Source organism: Streptomyces sp. NPDC002701 (assembly GCF_042889045.1).
In the GTDB taxonomy this organism is placed as follows: Bacteria; Actinomycetota; Actinomycetes; order Streptomycetales; family Streptomycetaceae; genus Streptomyces.
On record NZ_JBIAQL010000025.1, the window covers coordinates 1 to 22599 of the forward strand.

24 protein-coding genes are annotated in these 22599 nt (G+C 71.6%); 18 read left to right on the forward strand and 6 right to left on the reverse strand.

Going from position 1 to position 22599, the window contains the following annotated elements:
- The first annotated feature begins 388 nt into the window (after nt 1–388).
- Nucleotides 389–1612, forward strand: a complete 1224-nt coding sequence (locus ACFYXC_RS35890) for a phosphatidylserine/phosphatidylglycerophosphate/cardiolipin synthase family protein (RefSeq protein WP_389556664.1) — start codon at nt 389–391, stop codon at nt 1610–1612.
- Between the two features lie 31 nt (nt 1613–1643).
- Here ACFYXC_RS35890 and ACFYXC_RS35895 read toward each other — a convergent pair whose 3' ends face one another.
- On the reverse strand, nt 1644–2348 hold the full coding sequence (locus ACFYXC_RS35895) for a GAF and ANTAR domain-containing protein (RefSeq protein WP_388905735.1): 705 nt from the start codon (nt 2346–2348) through the stop codon (nt 1644–1646).
- A gap of 249 nt (nt 2349–2597) precedes the next feature.
- Between ACFYXC_RS35895 and ACFYXC_RS35900 the strand changes: the two genes are divergently transcribed.
- From ACFYXC_RS35900 to ACFYXC_RS35915, 4 genes are all read left to right on the forward strand, one after another.
- On the forward strand, nt 2598–2855 hold the full coding sequence (locus ACFYXC_RS35900; protein WP_388905737.1) for a WhiB family transcriptional regulator: 258 nt from the start codon (nt 2598–2600) through the stop codon (nt 2853–2855).
- A gap of 197 nt (nt 2856–3052) precedes the next feature.
- Nucleotides 3053–3406: a hypothetical protein gene (locus ACFYXC_RS35905; RefSeq protein ID WP_389556666.1), complete on the forward strand. Its 354-nt coding sequence runs from the start codon at nt 3053–3055 to the stop codon at nt 3404–3406.
- 214 nt (nt 3407–3620) lie between these two features.
- On the forward strand, nt 3621–3962 hold the full coding sequence (locus ACFYXC_RS35910) for a hypothetical protein (protein ID WP_389556667.1): 342 nt from the start codon (nt 3621–3623) through the stop codon (nt 3960–3962).
- Between the two features lie 67 nt (nt 3963–4029).
- Entirely contained in the window at nt 4030–4521 is a 492-nt protein-coding gene (locus tag ACFYXC_RS35915; RefSeq protein ID WP_388905744.1) for a hemerythrin domain-containing protein, read from the forward strand.
- A gap of 106 nt (nt 4522–4627) precedes the next feature.
- On the opposite strand, the gene ACFYXC_RS35920 is transcribed toward ACFYXC_RS35915, so the two are convergent.
- Together ACFYXC_RS35920 and ACFYXC_RS35925 are read right to left on the reverse strand one after the other, a co-directional pair.
- Complete coding sequence (locus tag ACFYXC_RS35920) at nt 4628–5086, reverse strand: ATP-binding protein (protein ID WP_388905748.1); 459 nt, start codon at nt 5084–5086, stop codon at nt 4628–4630.
- A gap of 75 nt (nt 5087–5161) precedes the next feature.
- On the reverse strand, nt 5162–5335 hold the full coding sequence (locus tag ACFYXC_RS35925; protein WP_388905751.1) for a CsbD family protein: 174 nt from the start codon (nt 5333–5335) through the stop codon (nt 5162–5164).
- Between the two features lie 319 nt (nt 5336–5654).
- On the opposite strand from ACFYXC_RS35925, the gene ACFYXC_RS35930 reads away from it, so the two are divergent.
- From ACFYXC_RS35930 to ACFYXC_RS35965, 8 genes are all read left to right on the forward strand, one after another.
- Nucleotides 5655–6632, forward strand: a complete 978-nt coding sequence (locus ACFYXC_RS35930; protein ID WP_389556669.1) for an ABC transporter substrate-binding protein — start codon at nt 5655–5657, stop codon at nt 6630–6632.
- A gap of 332 nt (nt 6633–6964) precedes the next feature.
- Nucleotides 6965–9553: a LuxR C-terminal-related transcriptional regulator gene (locus ACFYXC_RS35935; protein WP_389556671.1), complete on the forward strand. Its 2589-nt coding sequence runs from the start codon at nt 6965–6967 to the stop codon at nt 9551–9553.
- Nucleotides 9554–9742: 189 nt separating this feature from the next.
- Entirely contained in the window at nt 9743–9940 is a 198-nt protein-coding gene (locus ACFYXC_RS35940) for a hypothetical protein (protein WP_388905760.1), read from the forward strand.
- Between the two features lie 268 nt (nt 9941–10208).
- The gene (locus ACFYXC_RS35945; protein WP_389556673.1) at nt 10209–10709 is read left to right on the forward strand and encodes a PLDc N-terminal domain-containing protein; all 501 of its coding nucleotides are present in this window, start codon (nt 10209–10211) and stop codon (nt 10707–10709) included.
- Between the two features lie 37 nt (nt 10710–10746).
- On the forward strand, nt 10747–11208 hold the full coding sequence (locus ACFYXC_RS35950) for a hypothetical protein (protein WP_388905765.1): 462 nt from the start codon (nt 10747–10749) through the stop codon (nt 11206–11208).
- 129 nt (nt 11209–11337) lie between these two features.
- Entirely contained in the window at nt 11338–12003 is a 666-nt protein-coding gene (locus ACFYXC_RS35955) for a TetR/AcrR family transcriptional regulator (protein ID WP_389556674.1), read from the forward strand.
- A 103-nt stretch (nt 12004–12106) separates the two neighbouring features.
- A complete protein-coding gene (locus ACFYXC_RS35960) occupies nt 12107–13174 on the forward strand; it encodes a threonine aldolase family protein (protein ID WP_389556675.1) in 1068 nt (355 codons plus the stop codon).
- A 221-nt stretch (nt 13175–13395) separates the two neighbouring features.
- Nucleotides 13396–14361 carry a YihY/virulence factor BrkB family protein gene (locus ACFYXC_RS35965; protein WP_388905773.1) on the forward strand — a complete coding sequence of 322 codons (966 nt, stop codon included), beginning with the start codon at nt 13396–13398 and terminating at the stop codon, nt 14359–14361.
- A gap of 25 nt (nt 14362–14386) precedes the next feature.
- On the opposite strand, the gene ACFYXC_RS35970 is transcribed toward ACFYXC_RS35965, so the two are convergent.
- Nucleotides 14387–14767, reverse strand: coding sequence for a hypothetical protein (locus ACFYXC_RS35970; protein WP_389556677.1), 381 nt, complete (start codon nt 14765–14767; stop codon nt 14387–14389).
- A gap of 295 nt (nt 14768–15062) precedes the next feature.
- Between ACFYXC_RS35970 and ACFYXC_RS35975 the strand changes: the two genes are divergently transcribed.
- Together ACFYXC_RS35975 and ACFYXC_RS35980 are read left to right on the forward strand one after the other, a co-directional pair.
- Nucleotides 15063–16325 (forward strand): helix-turn-helix domain-containing protein, encoded by a 1263-nt coding sequence (locus tag ACFYXC_RS35975; RefSeq protein ID WP_388905778.1) that lies wholly within the window; start codon nt 15063–15065, stop codon nt 16323–16325.
- Between the two features lie 121 nt (nt 16326–16446).
- Entirely contained in the window at nt 16447–18090 is a 1644-nt protein-coding gene (locus ACFYXC_RS35980; RefSeq protein WP_389556679.1) for a GMC oxidoreductase, read from the forward strand.
- Nucleotides 18091–18145: 55 nt separating this feature from the next.
- Here ACFYXC_RS35980 and ACFYXC_RS35985 read toward each other — a convergent pair whose 3' ends face one another.
- Nucleotides 18146–18625, reverse strand: coding sequence for a carboxymuconolactone decarboxylase family protein (locus ACFYXC_RS35985; RefSeq protein WP_389556681.1), 480 nt, complete (start codon nt 18623–18625; stop codon nt 18146–18148).
- A gap of 25 nt (nt 18626–18650) precedes the next feature.
- The gene (locus tag ACFYXC_RS35990) at nt 18651–19724 is read right to left on the reverse strand and encodes a dihydrodipicolinate reductase (RefSeq protein WP_389556682.1); all 1074 of its coding nucleotides are present in this window, start codon (nt 19722–19724) and stop codon (nt 18651–18653) included.
- Nucleotides 19725–20074: 350 nt separating this feature from the next.
- Here ACFYXC_RS35990 and ACFYXC_RS35995 point away from each other — a divergent pair, with 350 nt between their 5' ends.
- The 3 genes from ACFYXC_RS35995 (at nt 20075) to ACFYXC_RS36005 (ending at nt 22541) form a co-directional block, all read left to right on the forward strand.
- Nucleotides 20075–20278, forward strand: a complete 204-nt coding sequence (locus ACFYXC_RS35995; protein WP_055510728.1) for a cold-shock protein — start codon at nt 20075–20077, stop codon at nt 20276–20278.
- 142 nt (nt 20279–20420) lie between these two features.
- Nucleotides 20421–21950, forward strand: coding sequence for a DEAD/DEAH box helicase (locus ACFYXC_RS36000; RefSeq protein ID WP_389556684.1), 1530 nt, complete (start codon nt 20421–20423; stop codon nt 21948–21950).
- Between the two features lie 159 nt (nt 21951–22109).
- Complete coding sequence (locus ACFYXC_RS36005) at nt 22110–22541, forward strand: hypothetical protein (RefSeq protein WP_388905791.1); 432 nt, start codon at nt 22110–22112, stop codon at nt 22539–22541.
- The last annotated feature ends 58 nt before the right edge of the window (nt 22542–22599 follow it).

The window sequence follows — 22599 nt, forward strand, 5'->3', positions numbered from 1 at the left end:
CCCTCTTCCAGTTCCCGCAGCCGGTCCAGGAACAGCCGGGACAGTACCCGCGCGTCCTTGGGGGCGACCTTGCCGCCGTCCTCGATCCACGGCAGTTCACCGGGCAGGACGCCGGCCTCCGGCGCTCCCACGCTGGAAGCAGCCGCCTCGGGTGCGTTCACGGAGGAGATCACGGGGATGCCGCCTTAACTAGAAAGCAAGTTGGTCCTCGTGTGCCCCGGATGCGCGCAGACATGTCTGTACGGACGCGAGCGGTCGTCGACTGTCGCGTTCGTCTCTCCTGGCTCCGGGTGCCCAGGAAGCCGGAGTACAGTCTGCTCGCCGCGCCCGTGCCGGACCGGGCAGCGTGCGTCCTCCTGTTCTCCTCCCTGTGCCGGCGGGTGATGCCATGACCAGTACGCAGGACCAGCCGGATCTGACGTCCCCCACGTCCGGGAGCGGCGCCTCGCCGTTGTACGCGGAACGCGCGGAACGGATACGCCGACGGCTGGAGAGACTCATAGGCATCGCGGCCACCGAGGGCAACCGCCTCACGCCGCTGCGCAACGGCGACGAGATCTTCGCCGCGATGCTGGCGGGCATCCGCTCCGCGGAGCACACCGTCGACATGATGACCTTCGTGTACTGGAAGGGTGACATCGCCCGCGAGTTCGCGGAGGCGCTCGCCGAGCGGGCCCGGGCCGGTGTGCGGGTGCGCCTGTTGCTGGACGGGTTCGGCAGCAGGCTGATCGAGAAGGAGCTGCTGCACGCCATGGAGCACGCCGGGGTGCAGGTGGCGTGGTTCCGCAAGCCCCTCGCGCTCTCGCCGCTCAAGCAGAACCACCGCTGCCACCGCAAGGTGCTCGTCGTCGACGAGCAGAAGGCGTTCACCGGCGGGGTGGGGATCGCGGAGGAGTGGTGCGGTGACGCGCGCAACGAACGCGAGTGGCGTGACACCCACGTCGAGGTCCGGGGACCGGCCGTGGACGGGGTCGCCGCCGCGTTCGCCCAGAACTGGGCCGAGTGCCACGACGAGCTCTTCGACGCGCGTGACCGGTTCATCGGGCACCGCCCGCAGGGCGGGGCCGTGGTGCAGGTGGTGCGCGGCTCGGCCAGTTTCGGGTGGCAGGACATGCAGACCCTGCTCCGCGTGATGCTGGAGTCGGCCGAGGAGCGCTTCCGGCTGGCCACCGCGTACTTCTCACCGGACGCGTTCTTCGTCGAGCTGCTGTGCGCCGCGGCCCGCCGGGGCGTGGAGGTGGAGGTCCTGCTGCCCGGCCCGCACACGGACAAGCGGGTCTGCCAGCTGGCCGGTCAGCACTACTACGAGGACCTCACCGCCTGTGGCGTGAAGATCTACCAGTACCAGCCGACGATGATGCACGCCAAGGTCATCACCGTGGACCGGGTCGCCGCGCTGGTCGGCTCGACCAACTTCAACCGCCGCTCGCTCGACCACGACGAGGAGATCATGCTCGCCGTACTGGACGAGGAGTTCACGGCGACGCTGGACGGCCACTTCGACGAGGACGTCACGGACAGCGTCCTGATCGAGGAGCGCCGCTGGAAACGGCGTTCGGCCGTCCAGCGGGCCAGGGAGGCGGCGGTCATCCCCATCCGCCGCTTCCTGTGACCTGCCCCGGGCCCGCTGACCCCGCCCGCGGTCAGCCGGGCTTCTCGCCCGTCCGGCAGATCTGGCGGGCGATCTCGCGCAGCTTGACGTTGCGGTCCTGCGAGGTCTTCTTGAGGACCTTGAACGCCGTGTCCTCGGTCAGGCCGTAGCGCTCCATCAGGATGCCCATGGCCTCACCGATCTCATGGCGGGTCTCCAGGGCGTGGCCGAGCTGCTGGTGCGTACGGGCCGCCGAGAAGGCCACCGCCGCGTGGGAGGCGAGGATCCAGCCGGCCCGCCGGGCGGTCTCGTCGAAGGTGCCCGGCGTGTGCGAGTACACGTTCAGGGCGCCGAGGTCGTCGTCCTCGGTGAAGAGGAGGAAGCCCATCATGCTTCCCATGCCCAGTTCCCGCAGCGCGGGGGTGAAGTGGGGCCACTGCTCGCTCGGCCGCGTCATGTCGTCGATCGAGTAGATCTGCTGACGGTCGGTCACGGCGTCGAAGCACGGACCCTCCTGCAGCTCCTGCTGGATCCGGTCCGCGTGGCGCACCACGTCGCTCGTCGCCGCCAGGGCATGCACCTCCCCCTGCCGCACGGTGAGGATGCCGGCCTCGTCGCACCCGTTGATCAGAACCTTCGCGTGCTCCACGACCCGTTCCAGGGTGCCCTGGGCGGAGTCCTGTGCCAGCAGGTCCCGCGCCATCTCCGCAACGGCGATCGCGAACTGTTCCCAGACCTCGCCCGGCTGCTGAGACATGTGTCACCTGCTCTTCTGTTGAAACGTCCCGGACGTCGCCCCGTGCGGGCCCCATCCTGCCACCCGGGCGTTCCCGCCGTGCCGGAGCAGGTGTCCCCGGGCGCCGGTTCGTACGCCGTCGCCGGCACCGCCGGGCGCGCGGGCAGCACTTTCCCACCAGACTCCTTGTTTCACCGGTGCGGTCCTGGGTGACCCGAGGGAGGGACCGAATCCCTTGACGACACCATTGCGACCTAAGGAGGCCCCACCATGGAGGGCTGGCGCGAGTACGCGGAATGCCGCACCGTCGATCCCGACCTCTTCTTCCCCATCGGCACCACGGGCCCGGCGCTCGTGCAGATCGAGGACGCGAAGAGCGTCTGCCGGCGTTGCCCCGTGAGCGGGGAGTGTCTGGACTGGGCGCTGGAGACCGGCCAGAGCATCGGCATCTGGGGCGGCAAGAGCGAAGGCGAACGGCGTGCCCTGAAGCGGCGCATCCGTAACCGCGCCTCCGGGGGCAGCGCGTAGCGGAGGGGGACACCGGAGCCACGGCCGTCGTGCGGAGCAGGCGCGGACCGTACTGTCCGCGCTCCTCCCACACGACGACGATGTGATGACCTGATGACGTAACGGTTCGTCAGTGCCGACAGGTGTCGGTCCTCGTGACGGGGGCAGACGGGACTGCTGAGGAAGCATTCAGCGCCGTACCCGAACGAGGTGGAGCAGTGAGCCTGGAGGAGGACCGAGCGTCCGGTTCCGTCGACGACACGGGCGACGGGACGGCGGAGCCGTCCGAGGACGAGCGTGACGCCTGGGCGCGGGTACGGCGCTCAGCCGCGGGGATGCGCCACCACGACGCGAAGGAAGCGCTGGAGGACGCCCGCAGGACGGTGGCCGGGAGCGGGCGGCTCACCGGCCGGGACGCGCTGGTCGCCCAGGCGGAGATCGAGGAGTGGGAGCGCATCACCGAGGCGCTCTTCGACCACGCCGGGGTGTACGACAGCGCCGACGACCCCTTCGTCCAGGGCGAACTGGAAGGTCGCGCCCACCACGCGCCGACCCCCTCCGACCGCCGGTGAACAGCGGTGCGCGGCAGCGGCCCGGAGCGACACGGAGTGGCCCGGAGCGGCTCGGACCGCGATGTCAGTGCCCTCCGCAACAATGCCGGGCAGCGAGAACGTCGCCGCTCCCGGTGATACGCGATCGAACCCGTCCGTCGAAAGGCCGCCCGCACATGACGCCCACTCTCCGCCGCCGTGCCGTGCCGCGAGCATCGAACGGAGAGCGCTGACCATGACCACGCTGCGAGCTCTCCCGCGTACGCCCGCGCCACTGGGTCCCGGCGGCGCCGAGGTGCTGCGTCTCATCACGGTGCAGCGCGTCCCCGTCTGCCTGACCGTGCACGCCAACGGCCGCCGCAGATACGGCTACTGGCAGCCGGTCGGCGCCGGCTCCGGGTACGGCGGCTGTTACGTGGCGCTCCCCACGGCCGAGTGCGACGCGCTGCACGCGGCGGGCCGGATCGTGCTGGGGGACCCCGTGACGGACCCGGCCAAGACCACGTACCCGGTGCGTCCCGCGGCGCGGACCGCCGCGTCGCCGGGCGCGCCCCGCAGACAGGCCCTCACGGCGTGAGGGTCGCGACAACCGGGGTAGTCGTGCCGGGACACCGAATCAACCACCGAGGAAGGCGCGCCGCACCATGCCTGAGACACGAGATGTCGTCGAACTGATCCTTGATGACCACCGGAGGATGGAGGACCTCTTCCGGCAGATGCGCAGTGTCGAGGCGGACAGGCAGACCGCGCTGGAGGAATTCGCCGACCTCCTGATCGCCCACGCGCTCGCGGAGGAGTCCGAGGTCTACCCCGCCCTCAAGCGCTACCGGAACATCGACGACGAGGAGGTCGAGCACGGCGAGGAGGAACACGAGGAGGGCAACGAGGCGCTGCTCGCCCTGCTGGAGGTGGACGAGGTCGGGTCCGACGAGTGGGACGAGAAGCTGGAGGAACTCGTGGAGGCCATCACGCACCACGCCGACGAGGAGGAGCGCACGATCCTCAACGGGGCGCGTGAGAACGTCGCCATGAAGCGCCGTGAGGAGCTCGGCGCGGCCTTCCTCAAGGAGCGGGCCCGCCAGCTGGAGTCCGGCTGCGGTTCGCTCGACAACGTCCGCCGTATCGTCAAGAGCTGACGCCGCGAGCCGCCGGCGCCGGTCCGGGAGCCGGTTCCGGCGGCGAAACGGTCACCACGTGCCACGACCGGGCGCACCAGCGGGTGCGCCCGGTCCGTCCTGTGCCTCACGGGCGCCTGAGCGGTACCACGGCCGTGATGCGTTTGCCGCCGGTCCCGAGCTCCGAGATCGTGATGTCGCGAGACAGCCGGCAGACGATCGGCCAGCCGTGACCGCCGGGCCGCATGAAGCCCCGCGCGTCGGCATGGTGCTTGGGCGCGGGGAAATCCTCGCTGCGGTCGCACACCGACAGACGCACGGTCTCGTCGTCCAGCGTCACCTCGAAGCCGGTGACACCTCCGCCGTGCAGCATCGCGTTGGTGGTGAGTTCCGAAGCGACGAGCAGAGCGTCGCCGATGATGTCGTCGCCCCCCAGGGCGGCGTCGCGGCGCCGGGTCCGCCGCGCCTCCGCGAGCGCGTGCCTCACCCTTTCGCGCACCTCGGCGGGGCTGCTCGGTCCGGACGGTGCGGACCGGGACGGTGCGGTCGCCGCGTCGACGGGAGCCGTACGGTGCTCAGCGAGCATTTTCTCGCTCCTTCGCCTTAAAAAAAGCAGGCCCGCCGCAAGAGCGTGCGACGGGCCGCGTGCATTAGATGATCCTCAATGCCGGAATGCGTCCTTGGTCTTTTCCTTCGCCTGGCGGGCGTCACCCTTGGACTGCTCCGCCTTGCCTTCGGCGGTCAGACGCTCGTTGCCGACAGCCTGGCCTACGGTCTCCTTGACCTTGCCCTTGGCCTGCTCGGTCTTCGCCTTTGCCTTCTCGTTCTGGGCCACTGCGGATCACGTCCTTACTGAGCTCGTCCGTGCGATCTACTGTTACGGCTGACCTCGGAGAGCCACTCCAAACGCGGCTTTTCGAGAAATCGGCGGGGTTTCCCCCGAACGGCCGGATCAGTCCCCTGAGGAAAGTGCATTACGAAATAACAGGCGCCGGTGGAGTGAATGCGGAGATTCATCCCGTTGATCTTCACCGGCCGGGGCGGTGTCCGGAGTACCGGCCGTGTCCGGAGTGCTGACAGCGCGAAGCTGGGCCGGTAGATTTCTGCCGTCGAGAAAATGCCCAACGTCGACCGAGCCCTGTCAGGAGAAGCTCATGCAGAGGCGCGTTCCGGGGCTTGTCGCCGTGCTGACCACGATCGTCGCCGTGGCCGGCTGCGGTTCGTCGGACTCGGGGTCCGGCGGTTCGTCGTCCTCGGGCGGGGACGGGACCACGCGGGTCAAGGTCGGCATCATCCCGATCGTCGACGTGGCCCCGCTCTACCTGGGACAGAAGAAGGGCTTTTTCGGCAGCCGGGGCATCGAGCTGGAGATGGTCGGCGCCCAGGGCGGCGCGGCCATCATCCCCGGCGTGGTGAGCGGCCAGTTCCACTTCGGCTTCAGCAACACGACGTCACTGATGATCGCCCAGGTCAAAGGGGTCCCGGTCAGGTCCGTGGTCAACGGCGCGGCCTCCAACGGCAAGGTCGGCGGTGACGTCACCGGTGTCGGCGTCCCCAAGGACAGCTCGATCAAGTCGGCCGAGGACCTCGCCGGGCGCACGGTGGCGGTGAACACCCTGCGCAACATCGGGGACACCACGGTCCGCGAGTCGGTCCGTGCCGCCGGCGGCGACCCGTCCGAGGTCAAGTTCGTGGAGATACCGTTCGACCAGATGCCGGCCGCCCTGGACGACGGACGCGTGGACGCGGCGTGGATGGGCGAGCCCGCGATGACCGTCGCCAAGGCGAAGGGGGTCCGCGTCGTGGCCTCGCCGTTCGCCGAGACGGACCCGAAGCTCACCGTGGCGACGTACTTCACCTCGGCCGGGCTGGCGAAGCGCGACCCCGGTCTGGTGGAGAAGTTCACCGAGGCGGTGACCGAGTCGCTGGAGTACGCCACCGACCATCCCGACGAGGCACGGCAGGTCCTCACCACGTACACCGAGATCAGTGGCGATGTCCTGGAGAAGCTCACGCTGCCCGGCTGGCCGACGGAGGTGGACCGGCCCTCCCTGGAGAAGCTGGCGTCCCTCGGCCGGCGGGACGGACTCTTCGGCGACCGGAAGCCCGACCTGGACGTTCTCTTCTCCTGACCGGTCCGCCGTCCGCCCGACGCCGCGTACCGGAGCACCCCCTGCGGACCACCCCGCCCTCCGCGGCGCGCACGCGCACGGGAACGCTGGGATGCTGAGGAAGGAGCGCTGCCCATGTCCTGACGAACAGTGGCGGTGAAAAGGCCATGGCTGGGTTCGAGGAGAGCGGCTCGGGACCGACCGCACCACATGCCTTACACGGCGCACGTGTACCACACGGCCCCCGTGCACCACGCGCACACACCAGGGCGCCGTACGCGCGCGCACCGCACGCCGATCCCCGGGGCGACCCGTTCCTGCGCACCCGGCTCGCGATACCGGGGCGCCCGTCGATGTTCCTGCGGCGCGAGCGGCTGGGCCGGCATCTCGACCAGGCCCTCCGCACCCCCCTGACCCTGGTCAACGGCGCCGCGGGCGCCGGCAAGACCCTGCTCGTCGCGGACTGGGCCACGGGGCGGGACCGGCCCGTGGCCTGGCTGACCACCGACGCCACGGACCAGCGGCCGGGAATGTTCTGGGCCTACCTGCTCCAGTCCCTGCGCACCTCCGGTGTGCCGCTGCCCGCCGGACCGGGCTGCCCCGCCGACCCGGACCGCGTGCCCCACGCGCTGCTGGCCCGGCTCGCCGCCGCTCTGAGCGTCCGGGACCGGCCCGTGATCGTGGTGCTCGACCAGTACGAGCGTGTCACCGATCAGGAGATCGCGGAGCAGCTGGAGTTCGTCCTCCACCACGCGGGGCCCGGCATGCGCCTGGTCCTCGTCACCCGCACCGAACCGCTGCTGCCGCTGCACCGCTACCGGGCGGCCGGTGACCTGACCGAGGTCAGGGACGCGGAGCTGACGTTCACGCCCGAGGAGGCGGCCGTCCTCCTGGCGGCGCACGGGCTGTGCCTCCCGGCCCACGCGGTGCGCTCACTCGTCGAACGCACCCGGGGGTGGGCCGCCGGCCTGCGGCTGTGCGCCCTGGCCGCGCGGGAGAGCCCGGACCCGGAGGCGTACCTGAAGGAGTTCGAGGCGGACCGCTCGACGGTCGCCGACTTCCTGCTCGCGGAGGTGCTCGCCCGGCAGACTCCCGAGACCCAGGACCTGCTGCTGAAGGTGAGCGTTCTGGACCGCTTCGGCCCGGCGCTCGCGAACGCGCTGACGGAGCGCACCGACGCCGAACCCATCCTGGCGGGACTGCACCGTGAGAACGCGTTCGTCGAGGACCTCGGGCACGCCTGGTACCGGCTCCACCCGCTGTTCGGCGAGATACTCCGCGCCCATCTGCGGGTGAGCTCGCCCGGCCTGGAGCCCGAACTCCACCGACGGGCCGCGGTGTGGCTGCGGCACTCCGGATCCCTCGCCGAGACGCTCGGCCACGGTGCCGCGGCCGGCGACTGGGACCTCACCGCCGGCGCGCTCATCGACGACCTGGCCATCGGCGAGCTGCTCGCCGGCCCCCGTTCCGACGGCCTGAACGAGTCGTTCGCCTCCATGGGGCCCGCGGCCACCGGCCCGGCCACGGACCTCGTACGGGCGGCGAGGGACCTGGCCCGAGGCGAGACCGAGCACGGCCTGACCCACCTGCGGCGGGCCGGGCGCGGCCTCGAACAAGAACCCCTCGCGCCCGGCGACGTACCCGAGCCGGCTGCCGCCCGGCTGAGCCACGCCCTGCTCGAAACCCTGGCGGCGCGGCTGACCGGTTCACCCGGAAGGGCGGAGACCGCCGCGCGGGAGGCCGGGAGACTGTGGCAGGAGGTCCCCGCCCGCCTCCTGCACAGACACCCGGAACTCACCGCCCTCCTGCAGACCCAGCTGGGCGCGACCCGGTTGTGGGCCGGGCAGTTCGACGACGCGCGGGCGGCGCTGTCCGCGGTGACGGACCGCTCGGTCACCGCCTCGACGGCTACGACGGCTCCCGCGCGCGTGGACGCCCTGGGGCTCCTGGCCCTGATCGACTACCTGAACGGCCGGCTCGGCAGGGCGGAACGCAGGGCGCTGGCCGCGGCGGCCGGGACCGAACACTTCGGCCGCGCGGGGCCTCTCGGTCCGGACGTCGGACGGCTGGTCCTGGCGGCCGTGGCCGTGGAGCGCGACGAACTGCGGCAGGCGCAGACGCTGTTCGACGCGACGCACGGCCCACGGCACGGGATGTGCGACCCGGTGACGGAAGCGGGCCGGACCATCGTCGCCGCGCGCCTGCTACTGGCCCGCGGTGACGCCCGGGGCGCGGTCGAGGCGGCGCGGAGCACCGTCGTCACCGATGTCGTCTCGCCCTGGGCACAGGGACACGCGGCTCTGATCGAATCGGCCGCGCACCTGGCCGAGGGCCACCCCGAGGCGGCCGCCGAACCGCTGCTCGCGGTCCCCGGTGGTCAGGCGGCGTGCGTGGTGGGGATCGCGCGCGCCCGGCTCGCCGCGGGCCGGCCCGCGGCGGCGGTCGCCGCGCTCGACGGACTGCGCCCGGAAGGCGTCGCCGGCCCGGCGGTGACCGTACGGGCCACCCTGGTCAGGGCGCAGGCCGCGGATGCCGTGGGGGACCGCGCCACCACGCACCGGCTCGTCGCCCGGGCCCTGCGGGAGGCACGGGGTGAGCGCCTGAGACGTCCCTTCGTCGAAGCCGGTCCCTGGATCGGGCCCGTGCTCGACGCGCCACCCCTGCGAGCGCTCTCCGCGGGCTGGCTCACCCCCGCCGCGCCCCGCCGCCCCGAGCCGCGACCCGGGAAGCGGCTTTGCCCGCAGCCCGTCGAGGAACTGAGCGGCCGCGAGCGCGAAGTGCTCCAGCGGCTGGCCCAGATGATGTCGACGGAGGAGATCGCCGCCGATCTGTACGTGTCGGTGAACACGGTCAAGACCCACCTCAAGAGCGTCTACCGGAAGCTGGCCGTGAACCGGCGCGGCGAAGCGGTGCGCCGCGCGCGCGAACTGCGGCTGCTGTGACCGCGCCCGGCCCGCACGAGGGCGTACGGGGCGTGGGCGTGTGCGCGTGCGTGCGTCTGCGCGGGTCGGAGTCCGCCCGGCACCGGCGGCGTATCACCTCCCGGGGGTGAGGCCGAGCGGCCCGGCGCGGCGCACGATCATGGGTGAGGGCGTGACACGCCTGTCCCAGGCCGCCCCGGGGAGCAGCTCATGCGTTACGAGATCCGCGTCGACGGACATCTGTCGGACGCGCTGGCCGGTTCCTTCCCGGAACTGGAGCACGTGCTGATGTCCGGCCAGACCGTCCTGTTCGGGCCCGTGGTCGACGAGGCCCACCTGTTCGGACTGCTGACCCGCTGCCAGTCCCTGGGTCTGCGGGTCCTGGAGATGCGCCGCCTGCCGGAGTGATCCGGCGGCCGGCGGCCCGAGGGACACCAGCGGTCCGTGCACGGTGCCGTCCGGCCGCGCGAAAAACCTCGCGAGGAGGAGCCATGCCCGTACCGCCCGGTCCTGCACCGAGTTCCAGGCCGACCCACCTGCCCGGCGGGGCGGCACCCGGTACGCGCCCGGCTCCGGTCCACTCACCCGCTTCGGGTGAGGCCACCGGGCCCGACCGCGCGCACGCTGAGAGCGGAAGAGTCGGCTGCCGGGCGCCCGCCCGGGACGGAGGAGAGACATGAGCGGACAGATGTACCTCGCCTACGACTATCCGATGCTGAGCATCTTCTGGTCCATGCTGGTCTTCTTCCTGTGGATCATGTGGTTCGTCCTGCTCTTCCGGGTCGTCGTCGACGTGTTCCGGGACGACGACCTGAGCGGCTGGGCCAAGGCGGGCTGGCTGGTGTTCGTGCTCCTCCTGCCCTACCTGGGCGTCTTCGTCTACCTGATCGCCCGCGGCAGGAACATGGGGCGCCGGGAAGTGGCCCAGGCGCACGCACAGCACGAGGCGTTCGAGAAATACGTCCGGGAGACGGCCCGGGGCGCGGACCGGCGCAGCAGCGTCGACGAACTGGCCAGGCTGTCGGAGATCCGCGCCCGCGGCGACATCACGGACGAGGAGTTCCGCAAGGCCAAGGAACTGGTACTGAGCGACTCGGGCGGCGCGGGCCGCCCGTCCGGCGCCGGCTCGTCCGAACGGGCGGGCGCGGGCGCGGGGGCCGCGGCCGCGGGCCGCTGACGGCACCGTACGACACGGATCGAATCGAGGCATCAGGATGACTGCGACACACACCGCGCACACGAACACGCACACGCAGACGCACTCCGCCGAGCGGCCCTGGGCCGAGGGCCTGACGGCCTTCGCCGCGGTCATGCTCATGATCGCGGGCGTGCTGGACATCTGCCGGGGAATCATGGCGATCGCCGAGGACGACGTCTTCGTGACCACGCGCGACTACGTCTTCCAGTTCGACCTCACCGGTTGGGGCTGGGTGCATCTCGTGCTGGGCGCCCTTGCGGTGCTGGTCAGCTTCGGGCTCTTCAAGGCGGCGTTGTGGGCGAGGGTCGCCGGCATAGCCATCGCCGGACTGGTCATCATCGCCAACTTCCTCTCCCTGCCGTACTACCCGGTCTGGTCGATCGTGATGATCGCCTTCTCGGGGTTCATCATCTGGGCCCTGTGCGTGGTCCGGGAGGACGGTTCCGCGGACTTGTCCGGGACGCCGCGCACGGGGTGAGAGGAGCCGGTACGGGCCGTGTGACACCGGTCTGCCCGCCCGTGCACCGGAGTGCCTCAAGGCACCGGACCGCCTCTGGACACCGGCCCGCCCGTATCGACCGATACGGCGTATCGTACGCTGACACGTATGCCACGGCACTCCCCGTCCCTCGACCGCGCGACCCCCGGCCGCATCGCCGAGACCGCCCTGCTGCTGGTCGACGAGGCCGGCCCCGGGGCGCTGACCTTCCGCGCCCTGGCGGGCCGGCTGGGCATCTCCCTCGCCTCGCTCCAGCGACGCTGCACCGACCTGGCCGGACTGCTGGACCTGTGCACCGACCATCTGGCCGCGCGGCTGCCCGAGATCGAGCCGGGCACCGGGTGGGCCGCCGCCACGGAGGCCCGGTTCTCCGCTCTGTACCGGCTGCTGTCGGACCACCCGGGCCTGCTCGCGCTGCGGGGTGCCCGTCCCTGGCTCGGCCCGCACCTGCTGGCCCGCCTCGTCGAGCCCCAGCTGGCCGACAGCCTCGCGGCCGGGATGACCCCCGAGGAGGCGATCGCCGCCTACCGGCGCATGTACCTCCTCACCCTCGGCAGCGCGAGCTTCGTGGACCACCGCGATCCGAGGGCCACCCGGGCGCTCACCCGTACCGCGCTGGCCTCGCTCGACCCGCAGGACTATCCGGCGCTGACCGGCAACACGGCCGTGATCCTGCCCGCCCTGACCGACCACGAGGTCTACTACGGGGCACTGCGCCAACTCGTCCGCGCCGCCGCACCGTCGCCGGTGGTCACCGGCGACGGTCCGCCGTGACCGCACCGGTTCCCGGCCCGGCGCCGACGCCGCCGACACGGCGGCGGACCGCGACCCTCACCCCCGTACCTCCCGCAGTCGACGGAAAGTCAGGACCCCCGGCATGAGCCACAGCACGACCACGACCAGCACCACCGCCGCCCGTGTGTTCAGCAGCGACAACGCCGCGGGCGCCTCCCCGGAGATCGTCGAGGCGGTCGTCAGGGCGGCCTCGGGACAGGCGTCGCCGTACGGGTCGGACGACGTCACGGCCGGTGTCCGCCGCCGGCTGTCCGAGATCTTCGAACGTGACGTGGACGTCCTGATCGTCTCCACGGGGTCCGCCGCGAACGCCCTGAGCCTGGCCGCCCTGACCCCGCCCTGGGGGAGCGTGCTGTGCCACCGCGACAGCCACATCAACAACGACGAGTGCGGGGCACCGGAGTTCTACACCGCGGGCGCGAAACTCGTGGCCCTCGGTGGCGACGACGCCAAGATCGACGCGGCCGAACTCCGCGCGGCCGTCCGGCACAAGGCCGGGGACGTGCACAGCGTGGAGCCCTCCGCGGTGAGCGTCACCCAGGCCACCGAGACCGGCGCCGTCTACACCGTCGAGGAGATACGCGCCCTCGGCTCCCTGACCCAGGAGGCGGGCCTGCGGCTCCACATGGACGGTGCCCGCTTCGCCGGAGCCGTCGCGGCCCTCGGTGCCACCCCGGCCGAACTCACCTGGCGGGCCGGTGTCGACCTGCTGTCGTTCGGAGCCACCAAGAACGGCACCATGACGGCCGAGGCGATCGTCGTCTTCGACCGCTCCCTCACCGCCGAGCTCTCCTTCCGTGCCAAGCGGGCCGGCCAGCTCGCCTCCAAGATGCGCTTCCACGCCGCCCAGCTCGACGCCTACCTGAGCGACGACCTGTGGCTGCGCAACGCGACCCACGCCAATGCCATGGCCGCCCGCCTCCAGGACGGCCTCAAGGCCGTACCGGGGGTCGACCTGCTCGGCGCCGCCGAGGCCAACATCCTCTTCTGCCGGCTGCCCCGACAGGTCACCGAGGGCCTGCTGTCCGACGGGTACGCCTTCTACCACGACCGTTGGGAGCCCGGCGTCGTCCGCTTCGTCGCCTCCTTCGCGACGGCCCCGCAGGACATCGACGACCTGCTCGACGCCGTCCGCAGACACAGCGCCTGACGCCGGCCCCGAGACGGCACGACGCGACGAACCGGATACCGGCCCGGCGCGGACGCGACCGCGAGGGTGTGCGATCATCTCCCGCCCGTGACGGCTGATTTCCGCACGACCGGAAAGACGGTACGACGAGCTCGCTGCGACGAGCTCGCCGAGGGCCGGCGGCCGCCGACGGGCGGCGCGCCGTCGGGGGGCCGCCCGAACGACACGAGGAGACAGACGCGATGGGTACCGCCGTGCACGTCCCGCAGACGCGGGACATGATCGGGGAGGAACTCTCCGGTGACGAGGCACTCACCGCGCTGCGGCACTACGGAGGCCGTCGCCTCCTGGTCGACGCGTTCTCCCGTTTCCGCTACGCCGACGGCTTCACCAACGCGCGTTCCCTGGCCTTCCAGGTGGTCGTCGGCATGGTCCCCTTCACCATCGCCCTGGTGGGCGTCGCCACGACCGTCCACACCGAGAGCGTCGGCCGGGTCATCGAGCTCACCCTCGGCCGGATCGTGCCCGGTGCCAGCGCCGACCTGGTCGAGGAGGCGCTGGACAAGACGGCGCGCAGTGCCGGGTCCGGGGTCTGGGGCGCCCTCGCGATGTGGCTGGGCCTCGCCTTCGCCGTCCTCAACCTGGCCTCCGCGATGGGGCAGATCGAGCGGGGCGCCAACCGCATCTACGGCATCGAACGCGACCGCCCCTTCCTGACCAAGTACGCCCGCTCCCTGGTCCTCGCCGTCACCGCGGGCATGCCCCTGGCGCTGGGGTTCCTCGTCCTCGTCGCCGGTGACGCGGTGGGGGACTCCGTGGTCCAGGCCCTCGGCTGGTCCCGGGACAGCCTCGACTGGTGGCGGCCGCTGCAGGTGCCGCTGGGTGTGGCACTGGCGTGGATCGCGTCCGCGGTGATCTTCCGCTGGGCTCCCCGCAGGGTCCAGCCGGGCTACACCTGGCTCGCCTTCGGCTCCGCGGTCCATCTGGTGCTGTGGGTCGTGGCCACCTGGCTGCTGGCGCTCTACGTCGCCAAGAGCGGGTCGTTCGGTGCCGTCTACGGTCCCCTCACCGCGTTCGTCGCGCTGCTCCTGTGGGCCAACCTCACCGGTATCGCGCTCTTCCTGGGCGTCGCCTTCGCCGCCCAGCTCGAAGCCGCCCGGGCCGGCATCACCGACGCCGTGGAACCGGACCCGGGTTCCGGCCCCTGAACCCGGGACGCGCCCGCGGTCACCGTCACCCGGCCGCCCGGAACCACCGTTTCCGCGCCGTCGGCGTCTCGGTGCGATGGTCGTAGTACGCCCAGAGCCCGACCGCCACGACGGCGGTGAGCGCGACCGCCACCACCCGCGGCACGCCCGAGGTGGCGACGGCGACCAGCGCGGTCGCGCCACCGCCGCCCAGCATGATCAGGCGGCTCACGAGGCGCTGCCGCGGCGACTGCGGCTCCTCCCGGTCCTTGAGATCGTGCAGGGCGTCCTGGGCCGGGTGCCGGGAACCGCGCCGGTCGCGCGCCCAGTACGCCAGCGCGTAGCTGATCACTGCGTACAGCGCGAGAGCTCCCAGTGCCCAGAGCCAGATGTCGGAGTCGCCGCCGCTACCACGTGCCAGATGCATGACACCTCTCCTCCCGTTCGGCGTCCGGATGCCCCGGTAATCCCGATGCACGCCGGACGCCCGTCGCACGGGCGGAGGCCCCGTGCGTCACTGACGGGGTGTCACGTGCGGGGAGGGGGTCGATGTGATGGAAAAGACCGACGCAGAACCCTAGGGACCGACTGGACGGTATGTCATTCTACGGGGCAGGACGAGACAGGTACCGACCATCGTGGGGGAGTCGCGGCCGACAGGCGGCCGTACCCGGACCGCGGTGGGCGGCGCCGCCCACCGAGCCGACGCCCGGGAGAACGCGATGCATCAGGCAGTACGGTCCCGAGTCGAGCTCGGTCACGGACCGCCCTCCGCCGCGCTGTCGCGTGCCCCGAAGGTGCGTTCGCTGATCGACGCCGACGCCCTGCGCGTCCTGCACCGGTCGGCCCGGGTGCTCCTGAACAACCTCCCCGAGCTGACCGACCGGCTCGTGGCGGCACTGCGGGAACGGGAACCCGCCTACCGGACCACCCTGGACAGCGATCCCGTGGGCACCTGGCAGGAGGTGCACCGCTCGCTCCGGCACAGCGTCAGCTCGCTGCTCGACCCGCGCAGTTCCCGGGACGCGGCGCTGCGCTGCTCGTGGAAGATCGGCGCCACCCGCGCCGAGGAGGGGCTGCCGCTGGACGCGCTCCTGCACGCCTTCCGGCTCGGCGGGTCCCTGATCTGGCAGGCGCTGGTCGAGGAGACCTCGCGGACCGCCCCCGAGGACGTCCGGCTGCTCGTCCATGTGGCGGCCGACGTGTGGAACTTCGTCGACGAGCACTGCACCCTCGTGGCGGACGTCTACCGCAAGGTCGAACGCCAGCACGCCTGGCGCCAGGAGCACCGGGTGCGACTGCTGACCGCGGCCCTGCTCGACGGTACGAGCAGGATCGCCGACGTCGCCGAGACGGCCGAGGCGCTCGACCTGCCGGAGCAGGGCCGGTATGCCGTGGTCGCCGTCGCGAGCGGCCGCCAGGGCGGCAGGACCGCCCTGCCCGCCGCCGTCGTGCCGGCCGGTGCGCGCGTGCACTGGCACACGGGGGTGGACGTCGACCACGGCATCGTCCTGGTCGGGGACGGGGACCTGCCCGGGCCGGCGCCGACCGCCCCCGCGGGTACGCGCGTCGGCGTCGGGCCCGTGGTGGCGGGGCTGGCCGCGGTGGGTGACGCCCGCAGACTGGCGGACATGGCCCTGAGCATGTGCGCCGAGGACGGCGGCACCGTACGGCTGACCGAGCAGTTGCCGGCGGCCCTGGTGATGTCGTGCCCCGAACTGGGCGCCGCGCTGGCCGAGGAGGTGCTCGGACCGCTGCTGCGGCTGGAGCCGTCCGACCGCGACATCCTGCTGGACACCCTGGCGGCGTATCTGGAGTGCGACGGCTCGGCACAGCGGGCGAGCGTCCGCCTGTACTGCCACCGCAACACCGTGCTGAACCGGCTGAAGCGGTGTGAGCAGCTGACCGGGCGCTCGCTCGCCCGTCCGGCCGACATGGTGGAGTTCAGCCTCGCGCTGACCGCCCGGCGTCTGCTGCGCGACTGAGCGGCGCGGGTGCGTGATGCCCAGTATGTGATCGTCTGAAAGTTACCTCAGGGTATGGCGTGACTTCTCACGGGGCTCCCAGTAGAACCCGTTTCACTCTATGGAGAGTGAGGAGTCGCGCATGCCTGACGATGTCCCACGTGGGACGCACCTCAGAGGTGTGTCCCGGAGAAGATTCATCGCTGGAACCGGTTCTGTTCTCGGGTCGGCCGCACTGGCCGGACACGGGACCCCGGGCCACGCCGCCACAACGGCCGCGACCGCGGTGATCGAGCCGGGGGCGCACGTGCCCGCCCTGGTGATCGGCACCGGGTACGGCGGGTCCGTGGCCGCCCTGCGCCTGGCCGAGGCCGGTGTCGACGTACACATGGCCGAGATGGGCATGGCCTGGGACACCCCCGGCTCCGACGGCAGGATCTTCGCCAACACGACGAGCCCCGACTACCGTTCCTACTGGCTGCGCACCAGGACGAAGCAGCCGCTCAGCAACTTCCTCGGCTTCCCGATCGACCGGGACGTCCCGCGCCACACCGGGATCCTGGACGCCGAGGAGATGGGCGGCATCATCGTCTACCAGGGCCGCGGCGTCGGCGGCGGCTCACTGGTCAACGGAGGCATGGCGGTCACGCCCAGGCGCGAGAACTTCGGCGCCGTCCTGCCGTCGGTCGACGCGGACCGGATGTACTCCGTCTACTATCCGCGCGCCAACCAGAACCTCGGCGTCGGCACGGTCGACCCGGCGTGGTTCGAGACCGCCGACTGCTACCAGTACGCCCGGGTCGGCCGCAGGCACGCGCAGCGTTCGGGCTTCCCCTTCGTCTTCGTGCCCGACGTGTACGACTGGGACTACATGGAGCAGGAGGCCGCCGGGACCGTCCCCAGGTCCGCGCTCGCGGGCGAGATCCTCTACGGCAACAACCACGGCAAGAAGTCCCTGCAGAAGACCTATCTCGCCAGGGCGAGGGCGACCGGACGGGTCGCCGTCTCACCGCTGCACAAGGTCACTTCGGTCGCCCCGGCCACCGGCGGCCGCTACCGGGTCGTCATCGACCAGCTCGACACCACCGGCGCCACCACGACGACCAAGACCGTCACCGCGGACCGGGTGTTCTTCGCGGCCGGCAGCGTCGGCACGAGCAAGCTCCTGGTCAGGCTCAGGGCCACCGGCGCGCTGCCGGGTCTCAACAGCGAGGTGGGCAAGGGCTGGGGTGACAACGGCAACGTGATGTGCGGCCGCGCCAACCACCTGTGGGACCCCACCGGCGCCCTGCAGTCGTCCATCCCGTGCTGCGGGATCGACAACTGGGCCGCGGGCGGCGCGTTCGCCGAGGTGGCCCCGCTGCCCACCGGCATCGAGACCTACGCCTCGTTCTATCTGTCGATCACCAGGAACCCCCACCGCGCCCAGTTCTCGTGGAACGCCTCCGCGGGCAGGGTCGAACTGAACTGGCAGACCGCCTGGAAGCAGCCGTCCATCGACATGGCCAAGACGATCTTCGACAGGATCAACGCCAAGGAGGGCACGATCTACCGGACCGACCTCTTCGGCACCTACAAGATCTGGGGCGACCACCTCACGTACCACCCCCTGGGCGGCGCGGTGCTCGACCGGGCGACGGACAACTACGGCCGCCTGCACGGCCATCCGGGCCTGTACGTCATCGACGGCGCGCTCATCCCGGGCAACACCACGGTCAATCCGTTCGTCACCATCACGGCGCTCGCCGAACGGAACATCGAGGCGATCATCGCCGCGGACCTGTAGCCCGCCGGAAGGGTACGGGACCGGGGCCGCCCGGACCGGACGGTCCCGGACCTGCTCAGTGCCCCGGCAGTACGCACCGGGCGTCCAGCCCCAGCACGCGGTTGAGCCGCCCGAACGCCAGCCAGGAGCCGAGGCTCATGGTCAGTTCCACGATCTCACCCTGGCTGTAGTGCCCGGTCATCCGGTTCCAGAACTCCTCGTCGAGGCCGTGATGGTCCAGGGCGTACCGCTCGGCGTACTCGGCGGCCAGCCGGGTGCGTACGTCGAAGGCGTCGGTCGTGCGCCACTCGGCCACCGCGTCGGCGAACTCCTCCTCGACCCTGAGCCCGTCCCGCTCGGTCCGCCAGTCGAGACAGAAGAGACAGCCGTTGATCTGCGCGATCCGCAGCCGTGCCGCCTCGAACTCGCGGAGCCCCAGGGTCGTATGGGTGTAGACGGCCAGTGAGAAGTCCGCGGCGGCGGGCCCGATGCCGGGCACCAGCTCGCCCCACACGTACTCGATGGGGTTCCTGCCGTCGGGGATGTCGACGTTCATCCGGGGCTCCTTCCGCCACGCGGTGTCACTTCCTGCCGAGCCTGCCGACCGCGGGGCGCAGCGGGACGTCCAGTGCGTCGTACAGTCCGGGCTCCGCGTCCACCAGCCAGTCGACGGCGCCGACCAGCCGGCCGGCCGCCGTGGCGTTTCCGCCCGCTGACCGGCTCTCGCCCTCGTCGGTCGCCTCGACGGTGATCTCGATGCGCGGCCGGCCCTCGATGATCACGCGGTGCGCCCCGTCGCCGTTCGGCGGCGTCGGCCAGTCCGGTGCGCAGGACGGGTGGATCCGGGTGACGTGCTCGACGACGATGCGGGGCTCGCCCCCGACGAGACCCTGCACCTCGAAGCGCACCGCACCCTGGGTGCCGGCCTCGAACACCCCCATCGTCCGGGTGCTCACCGTGGCGTCGAGCGCGCGGCGCTGCAAGGTCTCGCGCACGTCGTCGAGTTCGGCGCCGAGCGCCCTGGCCATCAGCCGTATCTGCCCGCCCCACACCATCGTCGGGATCGACGGGGCGAGCATGGGCGGCTCGTACTCCATCGGCTGGCCCATCCCGACCAGGAACCGCACCGACTCCTCCTGCTCGTACGTGGAGTAGTCGAAGATCTCCTGGCAGCGGACGGTGTCGACGACCGTGCCGAGACCGCTCATCAGCAGCGGCAGTACGTCGTTGCCCCAGCCCGGGTCGACCCCGGAGACGAACAGCGACCCGCCGCCGTACGCCACGGCGGCGAGCACGGGATCACGGAACTCGGGCGGGGCGTTGCGCTGGTCGTAGAGCGGATACAGCGACGGGGTGACGACCACGGCACCGCCGCGGACCGCCCCGACGACGTCGGCCAGGGCCTCGTCGGGCCGGATGTCGCCCGACGCCGCGTAGACGACGGCACGGGGACCACCGGCCAGCACGGCCCCGATGTCGTCGGTCGCCGCGAGCCCCAGGCCCCGGCCCAGACCGGCCAGTTCGCCCGCGTCGCGGCCCACCTTGCCGGGACTGTGGACGAGCACGGCCGTGAGGTCGAGCGCCGGGTGCGCCTCGACCGCGCGGATCGCCGCGCGGCCCACGTTTCCGGTTCCCCAGACCACCGTGGAAATCATGCGCGGAGCGTAACCTGACGAGTCGTCAGTTTCCATAGTCCCGCACCGGCCTCCCGGGCCGCGCCCCGGCGGACCGCGGAGGGCTCGCGGGACCGGTGTGAAGGCTGGGCCGCGGGTCCGTAGGTAACGGTTTTCCGGCGGTGCGGCTGTGCCGTTGCCTGACGGGCCCTGCGTGCTAGTCTTGATCCAGTTGCAGTTGTAGTTCCCGCACACTTCAAGTGCCGCAGGCGAATTCGTATTCGTCGGGCACTTTTGTATTTCCGGCATTTCATTCCGGACGGGGTCAATTGCGGCGACACAGGGGTCCACACAGTGCGGGCCCCCGGGTACTGCCCCGAAAGGGAAAAGACATGGCTACTGGAACCGTGAAGTGGTTCAACTCCGAAAAGGGCTTCGGCTTCATCGAGCAGGACGGCGGCGGCCCGGACGTCTTCGCCCACTACTCGAACATCGCCACCCAGGGCTTCCGCGAGCTCCAGGAGGGCCAGAAGGTGACCTTCGACGTCACGCAGGGCCAGAAGGGCCCGCAGGCGGAGAACATCACTCCTGCCTGATGCTGTAGCGCAAGGCGGCTGGGGTCCCACTTCGTGTGGGGCCCCAGCTTGCTGCTTTCTACATTCGGCTCGTTCTTGCAATTCATTCGGCCGCTGCCGCCGAGAATTCCTCGATACGTGCCATATCGAGGAAGGTTCTTCCATGAACCGATCGGCTCGCACGAACGATCGCACGACAGGCAATCGCAGGGACGGTTTCGCCGGGGCCGCCCAGGGCGGCCGGTCCCGCTCGCCGGGACAGGGCCGTCCCGTCACCCGTTCGGACGGGAGTGGACGCCGTCCCGCCGCGGTGCAGGGGGAATTCACCCCGCCGGCCACCCTCACCCCCGCCCTCCCCGCGGTGGCGGACTTCGGTGAGCTGGGCCTGCCCGCCGAGCTGCTGGAGACGCTCACCGGCCTCGGCGTCGAGGAGCCGTTCCCGATCCAGGCCGCCACACTGCCGAACTCGCTGGCGGGCCGGGACGTGCTGGGCCGGGGCCGTACCGGCTCGGGCAAGACGCTCGCCTTCGGTCTCGCCCTGCTGGTCCGCACGGCCGGACGGCGGGCCGAGCCGAAGAAACCGCTGGCCCTGATCCTCGTCCCCACCCGGGAGCTCGCCCAGCAGGTCACCGACGCGCTCACCCCGTACGCCAGGTCACTGAAGCTGCGGACGGCCACCGTGGTCGGCGGCATGTCGATCGGCCGGCAGGCCGGCGCCCTGCGGTCCGGCGCCGAGGTCGTCGTCGCGACCCCGGGCCGCCTCATGGACCTCGTCGAGCGCAAGGACTGCCGTCTGGACCGCGTCGGCATCACGGTCCTGGACGAGGCGGACCAGATGGCCGACATGGGCTTCATGCCCCAGGTCACCGCGCTCCTGGACCTGGTGCGGCCCGACGGCCAGCGCATGCTGTTCTCCGCGACGCTGGACCGCAACATCGACCTCCTGGTCCGCCGCTACCTCCACGATCCGGTGGTCCACTCGGTGGACCCGTCGGCCGGCGCCGTCACCACGATGGAACACCACGTGCTGTACGTGCATGGCGCCGACAAGTACGCCACCGCCACGGAGATCGCCGCCCGCGACGGGCGCGTGCTCATGTTCCTCGACACCAAGCACGCCGTCGACCAGTTCACCAGGCATCTGCTCGGCAGCGGTGTGCGGGCCGCCGCCCTGCACGGCGGCAAGTCGCAGCCCCAGCGCAACCGCACCCTGGCGCAGTTCAAGAGCGGCGCGGTGACGGTGCTGGTGGCGACCAACGTCGCGGCCCGCGGGATCCACGTCGACGACCTCGACCTCGTCGTCAACGTCGACCCGCCCGGCGACCACAAGGACTACCTGCACCGCGGTGGCCGTACGGCCCGCGCGGGCGAGTCCGGCAGCGTCGTCACACTGGTCGTGCCCAACCAGCGCCGCGAGATGACCCGGCTGATGTCCGACGCCCGGATCCGGCCGCGGGTCACCCAGGTCCGCTCCGGCGATGCCGAGCTGAGCCGCATCACCGGCGCGCAGACGCCCTCCGGCGTCCCCGTCGCCGGAAGTACCCCGCCCGCCGACCGCCCGCAGCGCGGCGGCACCCCCTTCCGGGGCATGGGCACCCGCCCGGGCCGGGCCGGCGGCGAGTCCCGCCGCTCGGCGGAGGCCCGCCGGACCGCGGAGGCCCGCAAGGCCGCCCGCGTCCGTCGCGGCGCCTGAGGCGGAGGGCCGGCGGGCCTCCGCCGGGCAGCTCCGTTTGCGATGGTGACCGGGCCGGTCGGGTGGGTGGTGGGGGATGCCGAGCGGCGGCGTGCGCCCGCGTCCACCATTCTGGACGCAGATGCGATCACATTGCCCACATCGGGGAAGTCGAGTGCCATGACTGATGCAGAGTTTCCGCCGGAAGGCCGGCCCGTGGATCTGTACCTCGACCTGTTGCGTGTCCGCATGACGCCGTCGGACTACGCATTGCTGCTTCGCATGGTCGAACCCGTACTCGAAGCGATGCAGGAGCAACGGGCCGGACCGATCGAACTGAATCTGGAGGGCGAGGACGGCGCCGGCGTCTCGCAGGAGGTCCGTGACGAGGCGTCCCTCGTCGTGGCGGTCGCCGTCACCGGGCGCATGGACAACCAGATCGTCGAGATCGAGACCGAGGAGGGCGGCTCCGTCCGGGTCGTGACGGACTCGGGTACCGCGGCCGATCCCGCCCGGTGCCAGGAGATCGCCGACTTCATCGGCGAGCGCCACCGGCAGGACGAGGAACTGCGCGGCATCGCCGAGGTGAGCGGCCTCCCCACCGACGTCTGACGGGTGCGGAACGCGTCACACGGCACGGGATCCCGGCACAGCCGGGGTGCGGCCCTGC